Here is a 21,481-nt window from a genome sequence, read left to right as displayed (position 1 = left end):
CTTCATTTTATAAACAATAACTTTATTGATATTTATCAATTTTACTGTTCTTATCATTACTTAACGAGATGGCGATAAGGCACTGATTGTACCAGTAACCACCATCACCTATGTTGACAAAGGCATAAAATAAGATAACTACTGGCTCAATCAAGAATCTGTTGCATCTAGGGTGTCTCGTCATACCTTCTGTGCGGATATTTTAATTATATTAGATTCATTAATTAATAGCTGTCTAATAAAATAAAGTTATCAATCAATAACCTTACCTTATTGGTTATTTAACTAAAGGGTTTCTATTCTGTCGGCTTTATTTATTTTATGAGAAATAGTCAATATAGAGTAATGAAAACTCTATACTAAGGCTATGTGTTGGAGTTATTTAGATAATCTGTCTTCTATTATTATTTAGTGATTTTTCATTATCAGTTGATAACTTAATATCATTTGATGATTATTTTTTTTGCAAACTAAAATGTATGTTGTAATACCACAATGGCCAAGATCGTCGGAGATTAAAATGAAAAATAAGCTAAGAACATTTTTTGAAAATAGAGCTGGTGAAGCACTGCCAGCACCTGTTATGGTAGATGCGAAAAATTTTGCCGGTCTAAACAAGGCAACTCTTTCTGATCCAACCAATAATCTCACGGTTAGAATAATCCTTACTCCTGCAGTGACACAGGGGTCCGTAATCTCTTTATTTTGGAGTAAGGCGGGGGATGAAGATAATGCTCAAGAGATTACCTTTACTCCCAATGTAATCAGTGCTGATGATAAGATGGTCGCTTACAAAGATATATTGGTTGATACTGCGCAGCTTGATATTGTTGATGGGAATACAACGGTATTTTATACTCTTGCCACCGCTTTAGGTGGTAATGTTGAAAAATCACTGTCTGTTGAATTTTTGGTAAAAACAACAGTGCCCGGAGGGTTTGATACTGATCCTGCGACGCCTAATGTAAATGAATCATTATTTGCCCCAGATGTTAATCAGAAAGAGGTGGATAAGGGTAATGTTGGTAATATTTTCGCTACTATTAAAGCTTACAAGAATATGACTGTAGGCGATAAAGTAACATTAAGCTGGGCCGGAGTGCAAGATTCTAAATATGTGATAAAAGCGTCTGATTTAAATAATTCTGTCGTCATTCCTGTGACTGAGGATACCATTAAAAAGGCGGGGGATTATAGCGATGCAATAATAAGATACGAAATAAGAGATACTGTAAATAACTGGTCTTTATGGTCGCTTTCCACCATGGTTTCCATTGATATCGAAGAGAGTATTTTTACCGCTCCATACGCTCAAGAGGCTGTCGATAGTGTTATTACTATTGATAAATTGAAGCAAAAAGATGTTCATATAATTATCCCTGTTTATCTCGGGATAAAATTAGGAGATATAGTCACTTTAAAATGGAGCGGGGCACAATTATTGCCCGATAATATGGTGCATACTCTTGCCGGTTCTGAACACAAGTATGGCTATGTTTTCATTATTCCTTTCTCACAAATTCGTAATATGGGTGGGGAAACAGTCACCGTTTATTATGAAGTGAATGGTAAAAAATCCCAAAAAATCAATCTGACCATCAATGGTAACTCTGCGACACTTGCCGCACCTATTGCGCCACAAGCTAAGTCTAGGATACTCGACCTAAACAGCATACCGGCAACAGATAACTTCCTGGTGCAACTGGATAGAAATGTCAATCTGGTGGCCGAAGATCTAGTGACACTATATGTGAGTGGCACTACATCTGAGGGCGAATATTTTGATCTGTTCAATCTGCCTCATCCGGTTACGGCACTTGAAGTAGGCAAAGTACTCACTATAGCCATTGCCCAAGATAAGATAATCATGATGGCAGGGGGCAGTTTGGTTATTACCTATACGGTAACAGGTAAAACGAGTGACGATATCTCATCATCTTTTCCTTTAGAATTAATGTTATCGCCACTAAATAACAATTTGCCAGCGCCGACTCTTGTTGAAATGGTTAATGCAGGAATACTGAACCCGATGGATGCTGATGCTAACGGAGAGGTGCATATTCGTATTGGGAATTATCCCAACAAGGCGCGCGGTGATGAAATATTATGCAGCTGGGTAGGGAAAACCACTTATACACCACCGGAAATCAATGTACCCAAAGCCGTGAATGGTGTGTATGCGGATAATTTCGCGACAATTCCGAGAAATATTGTGCAAGAGAATATCGGCAGTTGGGTCACAGTAAATTATGTGGTCGAAGATAACGCCGAGGATATTTTTTCCTCTAATAATTTAATTTTTAACATAACCGAAGATTTACCTGCACCCACAGTTGATCAAGCAGTGGGAAATACTATTACTCTGAGACAGGTTCCGGCCAGTGGTGCAACCGTCACGATACCCGCTGGGGCCAAATTAAAAGAATCAGATGAAATTGCGCTTAGCTGGACAGGCAGCAATCCCACTAACACGTACAAGAGTATACATCCAGTCACTAATCTTGAGTCTGGATTGTCGCTGACATTAACCATACCTTATGAATATGTCGCCGCCAGTAAGGGTGAACTGATTAGTGTGGATTATAGCATTAAGCGCGCTAATGGCGGGATGCAGTTCTTCTCACCGAAAAACAGCTATAACGTTGTTAGTGTCCCTGTTTCAGGAAAACTTAAGGTGATGGGCGCCAGGTTCACACCTGGTAACTCCTATGGTTTTGGTAATATCAACTCCAAATATATTACCGCGTTGTCCTCTGATACTAATAAACCTCTTGATGGTGCCGAATGGCAATACGCCGGGGATACTGCCTGGGTATCAGGGCGCCGTTTTCGCGATGTTTCACCAGAACGAGTGTTACGGGTAAGAACGGCGGATGATAGCGTCACACTCTCCGCCTGCAATGTGGCGGGCAATGGGGTTATGGTCGACCCGGCTTTTGCGGTACGGAGCAACAATGGTCATATTACTGCTTGGGGAAGTTCCATCTTGGGTGGCGATGTACCCGCAACGTTCTTGACGCTTGATGATATCGTTTACATTGCTGCCAGCCAAACTGCTTTTGTGGCGCTACGGTCTAATAAGCGGGCTGTCTCATGGGGGGAAGATACATATGGGATTGTACCCCCTGAGATTGCGGCAATGAATGACATTGAGCAAATTGCGGCTGCAGGCTACGCCTTTGCTGCTTTACGCTCTAGTGGTAAGGTTGTTGCGTGGGGCGGAGCTGTTTCCAAAGGGGGGGTAGTGCCAGCTGATATTGCTCTTCAGACGAATATCAAAAAAGTTTTTGGCGGAGAAATGGGATTTGTCGCATTGTGTACCGATGGATCAATTGTGTCATGGGGAGGATTAGCCTTACCCAGTGATATTAAGCAGCTAACTGATATTGTTGATATTCAGTCGACGCAAGGCGGCTATGTCGCGCTGAGAACAAATAAAACGGTTGTTGGTTGGGGTTTACCGGTGGTGCCCACGATGATTGCGGTCAGAACTGATATTGTGGAGCTGATGGCTTCTACCAATAATTCCTATGTCGCCAAATGCAGTGATGGGACACTGGTTGCATGGGGGGGGTATGGCGGGAGTATTCCGGATAGTATGGCCGGGTTCACTGATATTGTCGACGTCGTTAGCACAGCCAATACGTATATTGCGCTACGAAATAACGGCACGGTAGTGTGTTGGGGGAATGATACATCAATTATAAACGGCATCGTGACAGAAGTCGCTAGGCTGGATGATGTCGTCCAAATATGCACCACTGGATCTGCGGCTGCGGTACTACGGGCGAATGGTGAGGTTGTTGCATGGGGGAATAGTGCTTATGGTGGAGATACATCGATGCTTCAATCATCATTAACCAATGTACAGGCGTTATATGCAACCTCGACAGCATTTCTGGCATTAACCAAGGATAACCGTGTTGTCACTTGGGGTGATCCAACCGGTGGGGGGGATAGCAGTACAGTACAACCATATATCTCTGGACAACTATCCTATGAGATGACACCACTTTAACAAGGCTTGATACATTATTTGCTAAAATAATTCAGGAGAGTCAGTTGTATTGATGACTCTCCTGTTTCATATTGATATCACAGGTTAATTTTTCCAAACTTCCACTTTCGATAAGCTCTTTCCTACAACACTGCCTTGCCAATCCTTCATTTTTGCAGGAAAATTTATGTTACATTTGTTGTTATTTATTCATTAATCATATGATTTAAAGTGTGATTTAAATCCCGCTTTAGGACTTCAATGATAAAAAAACCTATGATAAATACTAGAAGATCGTCTATTTAGGCGGTCTTTGTTTACATTTATGTAAGAATTGTCCTATGGTTGTTATGGTGACTTTCACTAAGATAAAATGCACTAAAATACTACTGGTGAATTTTAGAGTGTGAACGTAACTATATTTTATCCTATATACCGGACTAATATTTCTTTAGTCTATTTATCTACCTTGCTAGTAAAGAGGGATACAATGGACATTCGAAAATTGAATGCCTTTATCGTGCTGGCGGAAACGTTGAATTATCATAAGGCAGCAGATAAGCTTTGTGTTACTCAACCGGCGTTGACTAAACAAATAAACTCGTTAGAGGAGAGGCTCAATTGTATTCTTTTTTACCGGGGGCCTGATGGTACACATTTAACCTCTATTGGTCAGAGTGTTTACGCTGAAGCAAAAATATTGATGAATCATGTGAATAAATTCAGAAGAAATACTGCTGAGCTATCAGTCGTTAAATATAATGAATTTAAGATTGGAGCTTTTTCTTTTGATTCGCATCATAACTATGTATTTAAACAATTCACCGATCTTTTCCCTGATGTTCCTTTAGTGTTATTGAATGGCATGTTACCTAATGAATTAGCTTACCAACTGACTCAAGGTTTATTAAATTTAGCCATTATGCCTTACCCCATCCCCAAAGAATTATCTTCCCGCCGACTATTCAGTGATTCGTTAGTGATTGTCGAGAGAAAAAATATAGATAGAACAACGGGTCTTTCTCTGGGGGGGATTAATAAGTTGGGGTGGCGGGAGACGCAAGAGTTAGAGAGTTACGCCATTAATGGCAATATAAACATATATGCAGTATATGATAGATTGACAATGAAACCGGTAGTGACAACCAATAATATCATGACCGTACTTGAGTTGGTTATCAGGAAAGATGCCTTTTCATTCGTGCCGAAAAGTGTTATTTCAGATGTAAGTCATAAATATCTTGAGCTTATGGATATAAAAGAAACCGATATGAGCATAGATATAGGATTGGTTTGGGAACCTAATTTTACCAATGAAATTACTCGCAGTGTGATTGATATTTTCTTGGGAAGTCAAGTCGCATCTGTCTGCTAATTATTTATCTAATAAAAATACTCATTATCAAATTTATTGCTATGACCAAAGGTTATCATCTGATGATACTAATTCATTAGACGGGCAGTTATTTTAATAGGATAACTGTTATTGAGATTGAAGTAATCTAACCTCAGTTACACATTATGTGGCCAGCTGTAGCTATATAATAAATATATTCTTTGTTGGAGCTATAAATCATGAAGAAAAAATCTAAAGTTACTGCAGGTAATGACATTATACATCCGCTTATTGATGCTTTTGATCCAGCTACAGACCTTACATATACGATAGACGGCATCTTACCAAATGGATATGTATCCAGAGATGCTATAGCTAATGGTGTTATCGTGAATGTCGATTCGTGGGCGGCTTTAAAAACACACGGGGATAAGTTACCAACCGCCAGGAACTATCCTCGGGTTTATGTGACATTAGACGATAGTGACGGACCAAAGCCTGAAAATCCAGCGACTTATCTTTTAGCGAAAGGCAATGTGTTGCCTGTATGGACTGCCGATGAAATAGCAAACGGATTTTCTTTGGTCTTAGATAAAACACTCCTCACTGAGGAACGGCACTTTATTATTCTTTTTTTGATGCCCGTTGACGGAAATAATGAGCAAGGTATACCGGTATCCTTCAATTTATTGAAGAGTCCATCGGGAGGTGCTGAACTTCCCCCATTGAAATTTGCTGTAAAATACCATGATGATGGAATAACCGAATCAAATCTTGTCGTGGATCCACAGGACCCCAATAAAAAAACACTACCTGCTACATTAGTATCTTATTTTAAGCAGCGTGATGGTGATACCATAAAACTATTTGTAGGTGACTCGATTGCTACTCTTAGTGCTCAACCCGTTCTCGTAACAATTGGAGCTAATGAGAGCGGTCAGAATAAAGCTCTTACATTTGATAGCAGTTCCTTCGAAAATGGCGTGAATGGTCCTCGTTATTTTGCTTATACCATAACCAATCCGGCAGGCTTCGTTAGTGCTATGTCTGAACCGACTATACTTCAATTGGTCTTTGGGGAACGTCCAACTGGTTTACAGCTTCCGGTGTTACCTGAAATCAAGAAGAATCTTATTACGGATGAGTTTATACACCCTCTGCATATAGATATACCTATCTATGCTAATCCTGCACTAGGTGATGTCATTAATGTCTTTTTTAAACCGGCCGATGACTTAGCTAGTGATGGAAAATTAATAAGTACTTCCCCTGGACTAGTGGATCTGACTAAAGACCCAATTTACTCAGCTGAGGCATTTTATAGTCAAATTAAGCCATTTGATCTAAAATCTGTTGTTATTTATTACATAGTAAGTAGTGGAGATAGTTCGCTTCTCAATGAAACCTCATCGGCGTTAACTGTACCGGTTAATTTAACGATTCCTGGTGGCCCTAATCCTGACCAACCTGCAAAAGAAAACGGGAATTTGAAAACATTAATTATCACCAGCGGAGATGGTGAGCTTAATAAAATAACTGGCCCCGCAGTTCTAAAAAATGCAGAAATAAAAATACCTTTCAAGACAGTTGCAGACAGTACCTATCTTGTGGTTGGGGATGTTATCTCCGTGATGCTTGGAAAGACAACTATTACTTACCCTGCTTTAGCTGCTGTACCTGCTGCTGATGTAATAGAGGTATTGACGGTTCAAAATATCAAGGATGCCGGTGAAGGTGATATGACCGCACAATATACTATTAGACGTCCATTGGTTGATGGAAATACTACAGCGTCTTTCTCACCAAAAACTGATGTATTTATAACTTCTAATAATAGTAATCCAGGTGGTAAAGATGGATTGCATGCGCCACATTGGGCGAATAAGAATGATAGGAACGCAATAAATGTCAGTTCAGTGTCTACTTTTAAAGGTTGTATCTTTTCTGTGAACAGGTATGAAAATATTGCTATCGGCCAAATTATTCAGTTGAAATTCCGGGGAACAGAGGGATACGGAGATCCGAATGGGCCGGCGAAACCGGAAGCCTCCTATGACTCTGATCCACTTACAATAACCCAAAATAATATAGATAATCCTGAATTTGAGTTTCTTGTACCACCACGCTATATTTACAATCTTTGTGAGGGGGTGGCACATGTAAGTTATGAGGTTATCGCTGGAGGGATACCTTTTGGCTCAGCTGCGCTACTCACAAATTGTGATGTGACTTCTCCTAGCTCTGGATTATGTATCCTTCCTGACAAATTTAAATAGAGTAAATCAAGGCTGCCTTTCTTGGCAGCCTTGATTCAGTGTGGAAAAATCAGAGGCAACTTACGAATTGATGTCCACTGTTGAATAGTATGCCGACTTTCGCACTACTTAGCTCGATGCCATAAGTTTTGTTATTATCAAAGATGGTACTTGACCAATAATAAATAAGCTCAATAGGCTCAGTTGGCCATCCATGTTTATTGGTCATATCTGTGTCAGCTAAGCTAAGTAATTGATCCCTTGTAGGTAGAGTACACATACCAGTTGCAGTATCGAATTTAACAACTGCCCATTCCTCATTATTAATATCTTCTACCTGGCTTCCTGTTATCTCCGCTGCCAATAATGGCCGTTTAAAGGTCACACCCGCTGCCGTTATTGTCTCATCCATATGTCCCCAGTACTTGGCTAAAGTACTATCCGGGCTGGTGATTACAGTAAAAGTAGCATTGCTATTTTTACTGGCGCTACCTGCGCTGATGGTTAGCGCTGTTTTCAGCCCCTTACCGTTTGGATCCGTCAGAGTAATCTGTGCTGTACCATCAGGAGCCGCAGTGACATCGTCGGTCAAGGGTTTACCATTCACCTGTAGCGTGGCTGTTTCAGCCTGACCGCTGCGCGAACTGGCCGATACTGCCTGTACCTTTATTGTGGCACCAGAAACCGGCAAGTTATTTTTGTTGAGTGCGGTGACGGTGAAATTAATCGTCTCGCCAACTTTTACCTTATCAGTGAATGGGGATATATCAAGTGTTGTCACCGCCGTTGACCCGGTGACTTTACCCTGCTCGCCGCCGGTGGTTTTATTGGTATTGGTGTCTGCCGAGGCCGAATCCACCGTGAGCGTATTGCCGGTCACCGCAAGGCTATTTTTCGCCTGTACCGAAATTTCCATCACTTTACCGACATCAGTCGATTTTAATTGGTATTCCGGTACTTGCCCAGAAGTTGTCACGGTTGAGCCGTTAGCAACATTGGCTGCGGTTGCGCCTTTTTCACCCCATTGGTAGGTTGAGGCATCCGTTGCGGCAGGCCCGCCAGCCGGTTGGGTAAAGGTATAAGTGGCCGAAAGCTTGCTATCTTCCTCCAACTTGCCCGACAGAGTCAGGTTAGACACCGAGGGTTTTGTGGAGGTTGGATCAGTATAGGTGATGGTCGCTGATGCTAGCTGTGTCCCTTGAAGCTCGGGCGTTAACTTGAATACACCTGGGTTGGAGCCAGCAGTCACGGTTATTTGGTATTCTCCTGCACTGGTTTCACTCCAAGGACTCAGTGTGGGTTCGGTACCTGAGCCACCCAAGGTATTTTTCTTCACAGTGATATTATTCGCCTGGCCGGCCAATGGCTTACCGTCAGCATCTTTTAATACCAGTGTCAACAGAACGGTACTAATGCCATCAGCCGGTTTGGTGCTGGTTGGTGGTGACATTGTGCTACTGATGCCCGCTGGGGTTTCTTGCAATTGCACCAAAGTCACTGCGCGGTTAGAGGTGTTGCCCTTGACGTCGCTGGCAATAGCACTAATGGTCCAGTTATTGGCTCCCGAGGGTTGAGGCGGCAGTTGTAAGGCAAACTGACTCGGGCCTTGAGGAATGATTTTCCCACCGGCAGCGGCCAGTGCGCCCTGGTCAAACTGAATGTTCCTGAGACCATATTTTGAGGTCACACTCACGACAAGTTGTTTTGTTTCAGCAGCACGTCCGCTGACACTGTTGGATACATAGAGATTGATAACATCCTGTTTTTGGTATTCCAGTACAATTTGATTATTACGTTCTACCAAATCGTTGCGGCTACCTTGCAGAGTACGGCGAGCATTAACCGCATCCGGGCTTATCTGTTTGGCCCACGGGGTGCCGACCTCATAGTTGACGCCAAGGTTGAACAGCGTTTCGCCGTTACCGGCGCTTCCCTGCTTGCGGTCGACGCCGACTGTGATCAGTGGGATCGGGGTATAGTTGATGCCCGCGGTGATGGCAGCCGGGTTTTGTTGGCGGTTATCCTTGCCAAACAACCCAACATCATTGCCAAAGTATTGTTCATACATTAGCTTCCCTCCCAACTGTGGCAGTGAGGGTAAGTAGGCTTCTGCCCGCAGATCAAATCCGGTTGCCGGGCGTTCGCTATAGCTGCTGAAATCTGGCGAATCGCGCCAATCACTCAAACGCAGGTAGCCGTTTGCTGCGAGTTTCAGGTAGTCGCGAGCATATTCTGCCCCAGCACCTATTCGGGTATGTTCACGAGAGATATCCCGGTCGAGGAATAGGTTGTAACCGGCCATCCAGTCATCAATAAAATGACGGATACCAATCCCCAAATTGGCGGTGGTTCGTTTGTCGATACGCCGGATGCCAAACTGCGTGAAAACCATTTGTGATGGCGTGTCATAGAAAGGCATCAGTATATCGAATTGGCTGCCGTCCAGATCCCCACTGTCATCAATGTTCGCCTGTAGGCGGGCCGTACCGAAATTGTTAAGCCAGCTATTGGCGGCCTGATTGGCACTCCCAACCGCTAACCCACGTAATTGACGGGCTGCTGCTTTATCGCCACCGTTTATTACCTGAGCACTTGTCGCAGCCGCTTTAGCCAAATTACGCTCAGCGGTTTGTGTCTCGGTCAGGGGGGTATTATCAGGAGTTAACCCGATAATTGGCTGGCTTTGTGGTACCTCTAGCTCATCTCCGGCTTGCAGCTTGGCAAAAGGCTGACTGAAAGTGCGTAACTGATTGATTTTTTTCAATTGAGCCACAGTCAAATTATGCTGTTTGGCAACCATATCCACCGTTTCACCCGGTTTCAGTACATAGGGTGTGGTAGGAAGAGCCGCAAGGCGTTCATCTCCTTGTGGGTTGGCGTGGGGCAACATATTTGCATTAGCCGGAGTGAACACTGCGGTTAAAGGTAAGGCTAAATGGGTGATGATGATACCCCATGTGATAACTTTCACCTGATATGGTTTAGTTGAATTACTCATATATAGTCCTGATTTAATGGGTGTTTTACATAAAATGCATATAAATTTGTGGCTGTGACTCTTATTGTTTTATCGTTCCAGTGCTTACAACTGCCGTGTCAGCACCCGACAGTAATTGATGAATAAACTCTCTCAATAGCAGAGCATTACGATCGAGCATATGCTGAGGCCGATGCAGACCTAGTTTTTGCAGCGCATTACTGCGATGGGTGTAAATTGTTTTACGAGAAATCCCTAACTTCCGAGCGAGTTTGTCAACAGGTATCCCTGCTAATAGATACTGAAGCGTCATTAATTCTCGTGGCGTGAGTTTCGGTAATTGTGTTGTTGGTTTGTGTGTCTGTAATAACCCAGCCCTTAGGCTGGTTTGCAATACATCCAGAGTGGCTCTGGTTGATAGCATCGTGGTCACGCCAAGGGCATGGTAGATCGCCAACAATGCAATACAGGGTATATCTGCCATCATAAATACCCGGCAATGTGGGTAAGTGCGTAAAAATTGGGTGAGGAAGGCAACGCCGCTAAGATCCTGCTTTTCAAAGCTATTTGGATGAATAATTAAAATATTTATGTGCATATGTAAGGCAATGGAGAGTGCCTGGAAAGCTGATACTGACGCTACCTCGCACAACACCTCTGATGGCTCAGACAGTTGTGACAACAAAGTGCATAGCCCTCTGGAACGAAAATAATTGCTATCAATCACTGCAATACGATGCAGTTTGCATGTGTTTTCTTTGCCAATATGTATTTTGGGGGGAGCTACCGATGCCCTATATGGAGTGTTCATCATAGAGGGCCTGCTGATATGATTTCGGGCGTAATGCCGGACCAAAAAGCTTCCTGTGGTATGCCAGAAACTACCGATAATTGCCCATCAATGTCTGCCAGATGTCCGCCAGCATGACGATTGCGTAATAAAAAACCCTGTTGTTTTGTGATTGAGCAAAACTGCCAAAGTGATCCTGAAGTCGGTTTTTTCTCCAACGTCACTGCACGCCCAGCGCTATTAACTAAGCTACGGGAGCCAGCGGCTAACCACCGTGTCCCTAAGATAGGGTGTTGTACGCTAAGTTGGCCTACATCTCTGGATATGGGCTGCCACTGTAACGGCAGCAAAGGTTTGTTGGTGGCGTAGGGGCTGGTGGTCGCGCCATAATCAGTTGCGATTAAAAAACGCCCGTTTGCAACTTGTATCAGGTTAAATTGCTGACCGGTATAGAGTAGGTTGAATGAGGGATAGAAAGTTTCTTCTCGCCACAGGGTACCGTCACCTTTACTCAGGCCGACACTATCTGCATGTAGAGTGAGTGCGCCAGAACCATCGGCTTTGACGAGTCGAATAAAACCGTTTTCTGACCGAATACAATCCCAGTGCGCTCCAGTCACTTCAAGCCCGATGTCCGGCATGATTTGGAGTTGTTGGTCATTGCTGACTAACCAACCGCGGCTAAAGGTATTCCAGAGCCGCCAACTTGGGTGCCCACTGGCAGTGGCAATGCCGCCAGGAACCATAACCCAGAAGCTGAATGCCTCCTCAGTCGAATAGGGAGATTGCTGGTTACTGTTGGTCCCGGGTTTCAGGGCAGTATCTTTAACATGGTGAAAGGCACTGAGTACGCGTTGCCCAGCATGTAAGCGTACTATTTTACCCTGTTGTCGTGATTGCCTGGGGTACCATATAGCGTCTTGTGGCTCAATACCAAGCGCGGGCACTCCGGGTAATAGGGTGAGTTGCCAGATGTCTACAGCCTGAGGTAACGGTAAGCGGTGCGAAACATCGGGTCGCGCCTGCACAATAAAGTTACGGTCTGTTGCTGTTATATCCCATAGCTCGGCACCGAAGATGAAGCGGGTGCCTATATCGCTATCTTGCCAGACGTTATCCAGCGCACCGATGAGTCTGTCGCACTCCTCCGGTGATAATTGCAATAGACTGTCGGCTATAGAGGATGGCTCAGCTTGATCTGTTGTGAGTTTACATCGCCAGGTATCACGTATTTGTTGAAGTGTGACTGGCCAGTGGTTGGTTAATTTTTTTCCTAATCCATTTATGCGTAAGCAAAAAATATGGTCTTGCGGCATCTGTAGCGAAAAGCTATCGCCCTGAGGGAGTTGACGACACAACTTACCACTAGCGCGAACCTCAAGTGTGAACGGGCAAGTATTATGTACTGTGACGTTAATAGTGGTAGCCGATGGGATCATTCAGTATCACCTTTAACAGGACGCGTCAGAAGCCAGTGCCATAGCTCTTGCTGCCCCTCCTTGTTATAGGCGCTGATTCTCCGGCGCTCAGGGGGCTGATATGCCTGACGGAGTGGTGCAGGTTCAATGACTGCCAGTATTTGTAAGTAGAGACAAGAATGACCGCTCCCAGTGCTAACCAGTGATTTTCTACTGGTAATGCAATTTTGGCGTTCACTATAGATGTAGGTCATCACATCAGCAGCTCGTCGCACCGTAATGTGAAAGGCTGTACTTAGATCGTCGCGCGTAAAAGGGGTCTTTTTGAGCAATCCCCAATAGGCCACCGCCATATATAGCGGCGGTTTACCGAGGTGGGAAAGGCAGACCGGCAGGTAGAAATCACCGTGATTGCTTTGACGACCTTTTATTTGATTACTGTTCTGCTTATTCACTGGACACTCCTTTCTTCTCTCTGTTGCCGCCGGTTAGATGTTGCGATGGAAGCCAAATAACTCAGGCGCGGATGTCGTTATGAGAAAGGCGCATGGTCTTTTGGGGTCAAATTGACTACTTGACGATTTATTGGTTTTTAATTTTTAATTTATTAATTTAAATGGTGTTTTATTCTTGTTTTGTTATAAAATATGGTTTTATATTCTTACGATGAGCAAGGGAGTGGTGGATATACATAGTGGGAATGTATGAGACTTAGTCACGGCAATGGGCGCTCAATAAGTGAGCGCTGAAGATAATGTTAATATAAATCAAATTGTTGAAATAATTTTCAGTGAAAGAATAAAAAAATACATATGTTACTTGCACAATAATTGAGTTATGTCATAGTTAAGTAGTCAATTTGACCCCAAGTGACTCGTATTTATTTTGTTTTGATATTAAAAACTTAATAAAAATCAACTTATTAGCTTTTTTGTTCGATTTGTTTCATATTAGTTAATATAAAAATTATATTTATGTAATAAATCACTAAAGTAATTAAGTTGAACTAACTTGTTATCCGTTGCCCTCCATTTATTCCCCCTATTCACCTATTTATAACCGCCAGTTCGGCTAAGATGTTTGCCGTTATTGAAAATGCAAATAAAATCCTCAATGTTAAGAGGCTACGGCAGGTGGGTGGCGCAAGTGGGTTTGGTATGGATATTGAAAGAGTATTGGCAAAGATTTTATGCGGGGCTAAGACGAAAAAATGGGGCAGTTCTTTTCGAATGCCCCATTTGCTATTGGCCTGAGTTGGTTGCTATTTTTTAGCTATCCTCCTCTGATATAAGCATCATTCTGGCAAAGGTAAATAGTCGTGCCCGAACCAGCAGACGCACTGCCACTCGATAAGTCAACTTTATTACCAGACCAACCCAGATAGGCTTTGTCGGTTGGGAATCCAGATGTTCGCAGGGCGCTGGTTCCTGCAAAGTCCTGTAATGTTACATAACCCGTAAGATATACATCCTGAGGCAAAACCATAAATCCTAATATAGTACCAAGGCGCCGGGCATTGCAGCTCTGATTACCTTGGGTAGTGCTGCTGATTGCCGACCACTGCTCATTGTTGACAGTGATTGAACCGTATGAACTGTTTTCAGAGTAAAGTTGTGGGCGGTAGAAAGTAGCACGATTGTAGCTCGCGGTGTCTTGCATGTGCCCCCAGAAATTAGCTCCTGAGGTATCAGGGCTGGTTGGAACGGTAAAGGTGACGTTTTGCGAATTGGTTGCTCTATCACTGACGATGTTGAGTTTGGTTGCGACTCCCTTGCCATTAGGGTCGGTCAGGGTAACTGTCAGTGGATTCGTGGTGCCGGTGAAACTGCTTTGCCCGTTAATGAGCAATGTGGGAGTCTGTGCCGCACCTTTGCGGTTAGTTGCTGAGACACTGGTCAGGCTTATTGATGCACCAGCCGCTGTATTCCCGCTCGCATCTTTGGCTGTGACCGTCAGCGTAATAGTCTCTCCTACCTTAGCTGTAGTTCTACTGACACTCGGCACCAGTGTGGCAACAGTTCCACCCCCACTTCCGTTAATGACGGCACCATTTTTACCGCCTGTGGCATTATTTCCCGCCGCCGCTGTAGCATCGCTCGCCAGTGTCAAAGTGTTGCCGGTTTTATCCAACCCGTCCCGTGCTTGCACTGACACTTCCATTATCGTCCCTACATCCGCGGCGACCAGAGTACGCGCGGGTACCTGCCCGGAAGTGACCACCCGCTGACCAGTAGTTACAGTAGCAGCGGTACTGCCTTTGGCACCCCATGCATAATTGGAGCTGTCAGTGGCCGTGCTGCCGGTGTTCGTAAAGGTGTAACTGGCGGTCAGCGATTGCCCGACTTCCAGTGTGCCTGCCAGCGCCAACTTAGTGATCAAGGGGCCGCCATCCGGGTCAGTCACACCGCCTTGCCCATTGCCGCCGGTCGTCTTGTTACCTTCCTCTGTGGTAGCATCAGTGGCCAGTGTTTGTATATTTCCGGTTCTATTCTGACTATTCTTCGCCCGTACCGATATTTCCAGTATTTTTCCGGCATCGGCCTTGGCTATGGTGTAACCCGTGGGCTTACCAGAAGTGGTTACTGTTTGCCCCTGAGGAGCCAGAGCCGCAGTACTGCCTTTTTCACCCCAAGCAAAGGTGGATTTGTCCCCCGAGCCACCCTGACCCGCTGAGAAATTGTAACTGGCTTGTAAGACCTGATTAACATCTAATACTCCAGAGAGTGTGAGGTTACTGACCATTGGCGAGAATGGATCGGCCACCCGACCTTCGCCGTCCCCCTCATCGGTGATATTGAGTCGGTCATCGCTGTCACTGGCCAGCGTTAATGTGTTGCCAACCATACCAACGCCATTTTTCGCCTGTACCGATAGCTCCATTACACGCCCGATATCGGCTGACACCAGCAAGCGGGGTGTCACGTAACCGGTACTGCCGATCATGGCTCCGTTGGCAACCTGTTGTGCGGTTTCGCCTTTATAGCCCCAGCTAAAAGTGGATTTATCTACTGTATTACCGGTGTTGGCGCTAAAACGGTAACTACCGTTAAGAGTATCGCCGACATTTAATTCACCGGATATCGTCAGTTTACTAATGACTGGGGCGGGATCGGCTGCGGTGGCGACCACAGGAAACAGTGAGCTAAACATCAGAGAAATCAATAAAGTGAGGGGAGGAGCTACGAATGATTGATAAGACGTCGATTGTGATTTCATCATGGGGGTACCTTTATTATTTTTAAAAAGCAATATAGGACTTACTGAAGAACGACCCAAGGTCAGCAATGTGACAGAAACAGGTATCATTGCTAACACAGGTTAGCCAAGCTCTGCTCTCTCAGAGAGATAATGTAGGATTATTTGTCAGATTGAGATAATGAAAAAAAGGACTCAGTTGATAAGGTTCAATCACATTAACAATATGAGGTTACTTTCCCCTAAATTCCGAAGAACCCGCTTTGACACTGGCACAAATAATTTGCTAAGTATGACTTGTATTTTTTTTGGGATGAAATTAAGCCCACCACTATTATACTGAAATAGTTTTTATCCGGAGGAATGATATATATTATTGAGACAAGCGAGGCTATTAATTTACCCCGGTCTTTATGCGTGTAATTGAAAGCGTATAAACCATCAAATATGCATGAATATCAACATGAGTACCCTACCAGTATTTAAAGTCGTAACGATGTTGATCTACATTGGCTTGGAGTAAAGTCCCGTATTGCTAAGAGAAGTAGGGGGAAAGTAAGTTCTGAACTGCCAAAAATGACTATATCTTTAAGAGAAACACTTCAATATCTATACACTTTACAGACAATTAAGCACCAAACTTCTAGCAATAGGGTTTTGATGGCGTAACCAGAATCTCTGGCGATTGGGTTTGCCTGACTGAGACAGTTAAAAAATACCCGATCGATCATCATTAGTACAACGGAGAAATGAAGTGTTATTTTTAAATTAAAATATATTATGTTTAAAATCAATAACTTTGCTTGACATATATCATTAATGGTGAATTTAACTGTCATTGTTAAAAATAAAGAAAGTAATTACGAATAAGCCGAACGGGAGGTCTTCTCATTACTGTCCTGTGTTTTATAGTTAAAGCCGGCTGACATATGATCAGACTGTTAATAGTTTGAAAGGAGTGAATATGACTAAGCGACTTTTAGCTGAATTAATTGGCTCGTTCTGGTTAGTGTTGGGGGGATGTGGAAGTGCAGTTCTATCGGCAAGCTTCCCAGGTCTGGGTATTGGTTTTCTGGGCGTGTCATTGGCATTCGGCCTTACTGTTATTACAATGGTTTATGCTGTAGGGACTATTTCCGGCGGTCATTTCAATCCAGCGGTAACGTTAGGTGCATGGGCTGCTGGACGTTTTCCTTTTCGCGATATTTTACCTTATATACTGGTGCAAGTTCTCGGGGCGATTTTGGCCGGAGGCGCACTGTACCTTATTGTTACCGGTAAGAGTGGTGGGCTTGATATTATTAGCAGTGGTTTTGCGTCTAATGGCTATGGGGAACATTCTCCAGGCGGATACAACTTACAAGCTGCATTCTTTACGGAAATATTAATGACGACGTTATTCTTGCTCATAATCCTTGGCGCAACGGATGGCCGGGCATTTGTTGGTTTCGCTCCCCTCGCTATTGGCTTGGCGCTGACACTGATTCACTTGATCACTATTCCTGTCACTAATACATCCGTCAATCCTGCCCGTAGTACGGGGGTGGCAATATATCAGGGGGGTTGGGCACTGCAACAACTATGGTTATTTTGGCTGGCTCCTCTGATAGGGGGATTGCTCGGGGGGATATTATACCGAACTTTGCTGGCTGATAGTCCTCGAATGAATTAAAGGAGGAATAAATGGATGACTGCATGATGGGTTAAGGAAGACCCTAGTCTAAGGCGTATTATCTTTGTTATGTACTCTTATAAGGTTAGTCGCATGTTCCACAATGGTGTTAGCGGGCATCTCATTGATGCAATATTGTCGTTTATTTTTTGATGGTTTTTATTATTCAGTCTAATACATAAATTATATTTTTCTGGTACAAAGTGTATTATTTTTATGTTGTGTGATGTTTGGGACAAGGTACGTTAATCGGTATGGTTTTCAGGCGTTTCTTATGCGAACGTTTGGATCGCTATAATTTATAGCCAGCCAAAAGCTGTCGTATCTTGCATTCCTTCTATAGCACACACTCGGTTACAGCACTTTGTTTTTATTTGTATCCATGTTGTGTCCTATTATTGGTAAACAGGAGGCACGCAATTGCGTGTGATATCGATAGTTAAAGTTACGCAATAACATTCCCCGAGGAAAGTATGGCAACGAGCAAACGTAAACATTTAACTCAGGATGAAGTAGCAGCATTATTGCAGGCAGCCAAAGCTGGCTCACATCCAGAGCGAGATTATTGTCTTATCACACTGTGTTTTTTACATGGATTTAGGGCTAGCGAACTAAGACAATTAAGACTATCCGATATCGATTTGACAGGGAAACGTATCTGTATTTATCGGCTTAAAAAAGGGTTTTCCACTATTCATCCTTTGTTAGATGAGGAAGTGAAAGCTTTGACGGTATGGCTTGGTATGAGAGGTGATTTTCTCAATGCAAATACTGAATGGCTCTTTCTATCCCGCCAGGGAAACCCACTATCTCGTCAGCGAATTTATCAACTTATCGCGCAATTGGGGACTATCGCTGGAATAGGAGTACAAGCACACCCGCATATGCTCCGTCATGCATGTGGTTTTGCTTTGGCAGATCGAGGTGTTGACACTCGATTGATACAAGATTATTTAGGGCATCGTAACATTCGGCATACGGTATGGTATACCGCGAGTAATGCCCAACGGTTTTATGGTGTATGGGATGACAAAAAAACTCAGATCTAGCGGGAGTAGATATAGAAATAAGACAAACCCAAAATAGATTCCAATGCCGATTATTAATTAATAATTACAGCAGTATTCAACATGTATTAGCACCAACTTTACATGGAGTTGATTTTTTCACTGTGGAATACAGCCATTGATATTAGAAGTCTTGGCTATTAATTATCTATTTATTTAACATTCGCCAAATGTTTTATTTGGCGAAAACACGGATATCAAAATTAGTAAATAATTTTTCTGGAGTAGATAGAAGACTAAAAACGAGAGACTGGCATTGTCAATAGGTATGTAATCAATAGGGCTATATATCTTTGTTGATGCCAGTATCCGATTCCCTATTTTTCCCTTTCATTGACTCAATGATTTTCATCACGCGTACAGGTTAATTTTTTGTAACAATATTGTGTGTTTTAAGTTTTGACTTTTATCCTCCCCCGTTCGGGTAATGCCTATGCTGTAAATGTACATAATTATTATGTGAAAATATAAATTATAGGGTTGTTTTGAAAATAGCTCTGTATATAAAGTCATAATGAAAGGATGACACAATGGCAGATGAAATATTACCCCCTTCGGTATTGTCCCGACGTCTGAATAATGAAGCGATCAGAGGCGGTTTTAGTCCAGATATCTACAATAAAATTATTACATTCGCAAATTCTTTAAGTAAACAAGAGATTGAAGATTTTATATTTCTAGCGGACAACTGTTACAGCGCATATTTAAATGTCAAAAATTTAGCTTCATCAAACAATTCTGATGCAAAAAAGTTATATAGTGAATTCCACTCTTGGATCACTTCTGGGATGACTGGTGCACTTAGAAATTATATGCCTTATTATATATCGGGATTGGGTGGCTTGGTGACTCTTATCGGAAGTATAGTGATGGCAGTAAAAGTTAATATCACTGAGGATAAAGAACAAAGAGATTGGAAAATAACAGATGGAATCGTGAAGTCTGCATTTGGTCTTGTTGCATTGGTAACTATTATTACGGGGGTTATCAACAACGCTGGGAACTATAATGACCAAATGATTAAGCTTATTAAGAAAGTGGTGGAATTAAGATTGAGTGGGATGAAATATCTCGAAGACATAAAATTAAATCATGCTAAAAATAAGCAGGATTTAATTGATATTCTTTATGCAGACAATAGCGGTAATGGGGAAAGAAAACGTTTAATTAAATTTATTAACACGATTTTTAATGATGAATTTACAGTGAAAAGTTACAATATAGCAATCAAGCAAAATGAGGGTACACGTACGCCCATTTTTCGTTTAAAGACTATCAACGAAACCCTGGGGGAGCCTTTTTATCTAGAAACAGAAAAACTGTGGGATAACATTATTAGCCAGATAGGAATAGGTATCGAATTCCGGGCACCTACACCTCCTGATAACATTATGGTAATATCACGTCATAATGAGCGGCGAAATTCTGTCGGCCAACGTTTCATAGCGAAAGTGGGGACGGATATTTAAAATAGACTTGCTGTTGAATTGATTTTTAGTTGAACCATGATGAATGCTGGGTCAGGGGCGGGAAAATGTCGCCTTGAACCATCAGCTTTTCATTGTTGGTGTGTTTATCATATTCATCGGCGATTTTGCCATGTCATTTTCTACTCACCCATCGAATAATAGACCGTTCTAAAGAGATATACCCATGAAAGCAAGGATTGCTGGTGAAAAAATAACATTATGTAACGTTAAGCTAACACAGAATTCAGAACCAACAGGGCATAGCCTCGAACGGGTTGCTGCCTTGAAAAATGTACCAGGTACTCATGGACTATTTCCCGGTAGAAAGATTGAGTGTCCAGAATTACAATGGCCTAGAACTATGGATTGTTATGGGTATGATTTAGCTACAGATAAATGTATTTATGTTAGAACTCATCCTCGGTATAAAGAGTCAGACTTGGCCTACCCTGGGCCATATACGTCAAAAATCGGGTGGACAGATTACCGCGATACATTAGCGATAGAGGCCACCAAGTATCCTAACGGCTTCGAATTTAGTGTATGCAGTTATACTAAAATTTTGATGGCAGAATTTGTTAATACTCTTATATCAAGAAAACTAAATAACACCGAATTGTACGTTAGACAGCAACTCGTCCGCTGAAGTTGCTGCATTACCTGTTTTTAGATACATAAGACACAACAAACACTATTTATAAAACATGAGATAAAAGCCTTGCTCACAATAGATGTCTGGAATGTCGTAGATGGCCTTAGTCATTAATTTAAATAATCACCATGACCATAGTTAAAGTATGGATTAGATTCTCAAATAAGCGAGATACATTTCTATCATGTTAATTTTATCGGCATGTTTAAATTTCACTAAATAATTTTCTCATGTCACTTTTTTAAGAGTAAATATTATTCTTTTTGTTAGGTTGATCATTATTAATCATTAATAAATGTTATGAAATAACATTTAAATGATTTTTTTATAATATTGATAAATAAGGGTTTATTGTAAAAAACCAAATAATCAACAAATACTAGTGTTTTATTTCTTTGTATTTTATTTTTTAAGCTTTTTAAGCTGGATTTTTTATTTAATTAGAAATTAAATGCTAACAATAATCCTAAACGCGTAAGTAAAGTGCTGTCATTTGATATGATTTAGCGATCGTTTTTTATCATTTGATAGGCAATACCTATCAAAATATATAAATTATAAGCTGCAAAACGATTATACAAACTGTCAGTTTTTGTATAGCCTAATTAAAGTAAGTTGTTTTTGATTTTTACCTTTTGATATTGGAGTTAATC

Annotated in this window: 11 protein-coding genes; 6 read left to right on the top strand and 5 right to left on the bottom strand. The window is 42.3% G+C overall.

The features are described 5' to 3' along the window. Positions 1 to 520: 520 nt before the first annotated feature. From FTA91_RS06130 to FTA91_RS06120, 3 genes are all read left to right on the top strand, one after another. Positions 521 to 4,018 carry an RCC1 domain-containing protein gene (locus FTA91_RS06130; protein ID WP_145534648.1) on the top strand — a complete coding sequence of 1,166 codons (3,498 nt, stop codon included), beginning with the start codon at positions 521 to 523 and terminating at the stop codon, positions 4,016 to 4,018. A 469-nt stretch (positions 4,019 to 4,487) separates the two neighbouring features. After that, positions 4,488 to 5,372: a LysR family transcriptional regulator gene (locus FTA91_RS06125; protein WP_050112430.1), complete on the top strand. Its 885-nt coding sequence runs from the start codon at positions 4,488 to 4,490 to the stop codon at positions 5,370 to 5,372. A gap of 200 nt (positions 5,373 to 5,572) precedes the next feature. Then, positions 5,573 to 7,609, top strand: coding sequence for a hypothetical protein (locus FTA91_RS06120; RefSeq protein ID WP_145535230.1), 2,037 nt, complete (start codon positions 5,573 to 5,575; stop codon positions 7,607 to 7,609). Positions 7,610 to 7,658: 49 nt separating this feature from the next. On the opposite strand, the gene FTA91_RS06115 is transcribed toward FTA91_RS06120, so the two are convergent. The 5 genes from FTA91_RS06115 to FTA91_RS06095 form a co-directional block, all read right to left on the bottom strand. Beyond that, positions 7,659 to 10,586, bottom strand: coding sequence for an inverse autotransporter beta domain-containing protein (locus FTA91_RS06115; protein ID WP_145583078.1), 2,928 nt, complete (start codon positions 10,584 to 10,586; stop codon positions 7,659 to 7,661). A gap of 61 nt (positions 10,587 to 10,647) precedes the next feature. After that, the gene (locus FTA91_RS06110; protein ID WP_145535224.1) at positions 10,648 to 11,379 is read right to left on the bottom strand and encodes a LuxR C-terminal-related transcriptional regulator; all 732 of its coding nucleotides are present in this window, start codon (positions 11,377 to 11,379) and stop codon (positions 10,648 to 10,650) included. Next, the gene (locus tag FTA91_RS06105) at positions 11,376 to 12,794 is read right to left on the bottom strand and encodes a hypothetical protein (protein ID WP_145583076.1); all 1,419 of its coding nucleotides are present in this window, start codon (positions 12,792 to 12,794) and stop codon (positions 11,376 to 11,378) included. Before FTA91_RS06105 ends, FTA91_RS06110 begins: the two co-directional genes overlap by 4 nt. Further along, on the bottom strand, positions 12,791 to 13,228 hold the full coding sequence (locus FTA91_RS06100) for a CaiF/GrlA family transcriptional regulator (RefSeq protein ID WP_145535218.1): 438 nt from the start codon (positions 13,226 to 13,228) through the stop codon (positions 12,791 to 12,793). Before FTA91_RS06100 ends, FTA91_RS06105 begins: the two co-directional genes overlap by 4 nt. 817 nt (positions 13,229 to 14,045) lie before the next feature. Then, a complete protein-coding gene (locus FTA91_RS06095) occupies positions 14,046 to 15,992 on the bottom strand; it encodes an adhesion domain-containing protein (RefSeq protein WP_174635233.1) in 1,947 nt (648 codons plus the stop codon). A 940-nt stretch (positions 15,993 to 16,932) separates the two neighbouring features. Here FTA91_RS06095 and aqpZ point away from each other — a divergent pair. The 3 genes from aqpZ (at position 16,933) to FTA91_RS06080 (ending at position 20,176) form a co-directional block, all read left to right on the top strand. Then, positions 16,933 to 17,640, top strand: a complete 708-nt coding sequence (gene aqpZ / locus FTA91_RS06090) for an aquaporin Z (RefSeq protein WP_050112437.1) — start codon at positions 16,933 to 16,935, stop codon at positions 17,638 to 17,640. A 473-nt stretch (positions 17,641 to 18,113) separates the two neighbouring features. Next, positions 18,114 to 18,689, top strand: a complete 576-nt coding sequence (locus tag FTA91_RS06085) for a tyrosine-type DNA invertase (protein WP_050112438.1) — start codon at positions 18,114 to 18,116, stop codon at positions 18,687 to 18,689. Between the two features lie 548 nt (positions 18,690 to 19,237). Further along, the gene (locus FTA91_RS06080) at positions 19,238 to 20,176 is read left to right on the top strand and encodes a hypothetical protein (RefSeq protein ID WP_145583072.1); all 939 of its coding nucleotides are present in this window, start codon (positions 19,238 to 19,240) and stop codon (positions 20,174 to 20,176) included. Positions 20,177 to 21,481: the final 1,305 nt, after the last annotated feature.

Source organism: Yersinia thracica (genome assembly GCF_902170565.1).
Classification (GTDB): Bacteria; Pseudomonadota; Gammaproteobacteria; order Enterobacterales; family Enterobacteriaceae; genus Yersinia; species Yersinia thracica.
Note: the sequence above shows the minus strand (reverse complement) of the source record. Positions and strands in the feature narration are given on the sequence as shown.

Coding starts and splice junctions, on each gene's coding strand:
- FTA91_RS06115 (WP_145583078.1), bottom strand. CDS start 10,586: ATGAGTAATTCAACTAAACCATATCAGGTGAAAGTTATCACATGGGGT.
- FTA91_RS06110 (WP_145535224.1), bottom strand. CDS start 11,379: ATGATGAACACTCCATATAGGGCATCGGTAGCTCCCCCCAAAATACAT.
- FTA91_RS06105 (WP_145583076.1), bottom strand. CDS start 12,794: ATGATCCCATCGGCTACCACTATTAACGTCACAGTACATAATACTTGC.
- FTA91_RS06085 (WP_050112438.1), top strand. CDS start 18,114: ATGGCAACGAGCAAACGTAAACATTTAACTCAGGATGAAGTAGCAGCA.
- FTA91_RS06080 (WP_145583072.1), top strand. CDS start 19,238: ATGGCAGATGAAATATTACCCCCTTCGGTATTGTCCCGACGTCTGAAT.
- FTA91_RS06130 (WP_145534648.1), top strand. CDS start 521: ATGAAAAATAAGCTAAGAACATTTTTTGAAAATAGAGCTGGTGAAGCA.
- FTA91_RS06095 (WP_174635233.1), bottom strand. CDS start 15,992: ATGATGAAATCACAATCGACGTCTTATCAATCATTCGTAGCTCCTCCC.
- FTA91_RS06125 (WP_050112430.1), top strand. CDS start 4,488: ATGGACATTCGAAAATTGAATGCCTTTATCGTGCTGGCGGAAACGTTG.
- FTA91_RS06120 (WP_145535230.1), top strand. CDS start 5,573: ATGAAGAAAAAATCTAAAGTTACTGCAGGTAATGACATTATACATCCG.
- aqpZ (WP_050112437.1), top strand. CDS start 16,933: ATGACTAAGCGACTTTTAGCTGAATTAATTGGCTCGTTCTGGTTAGTG.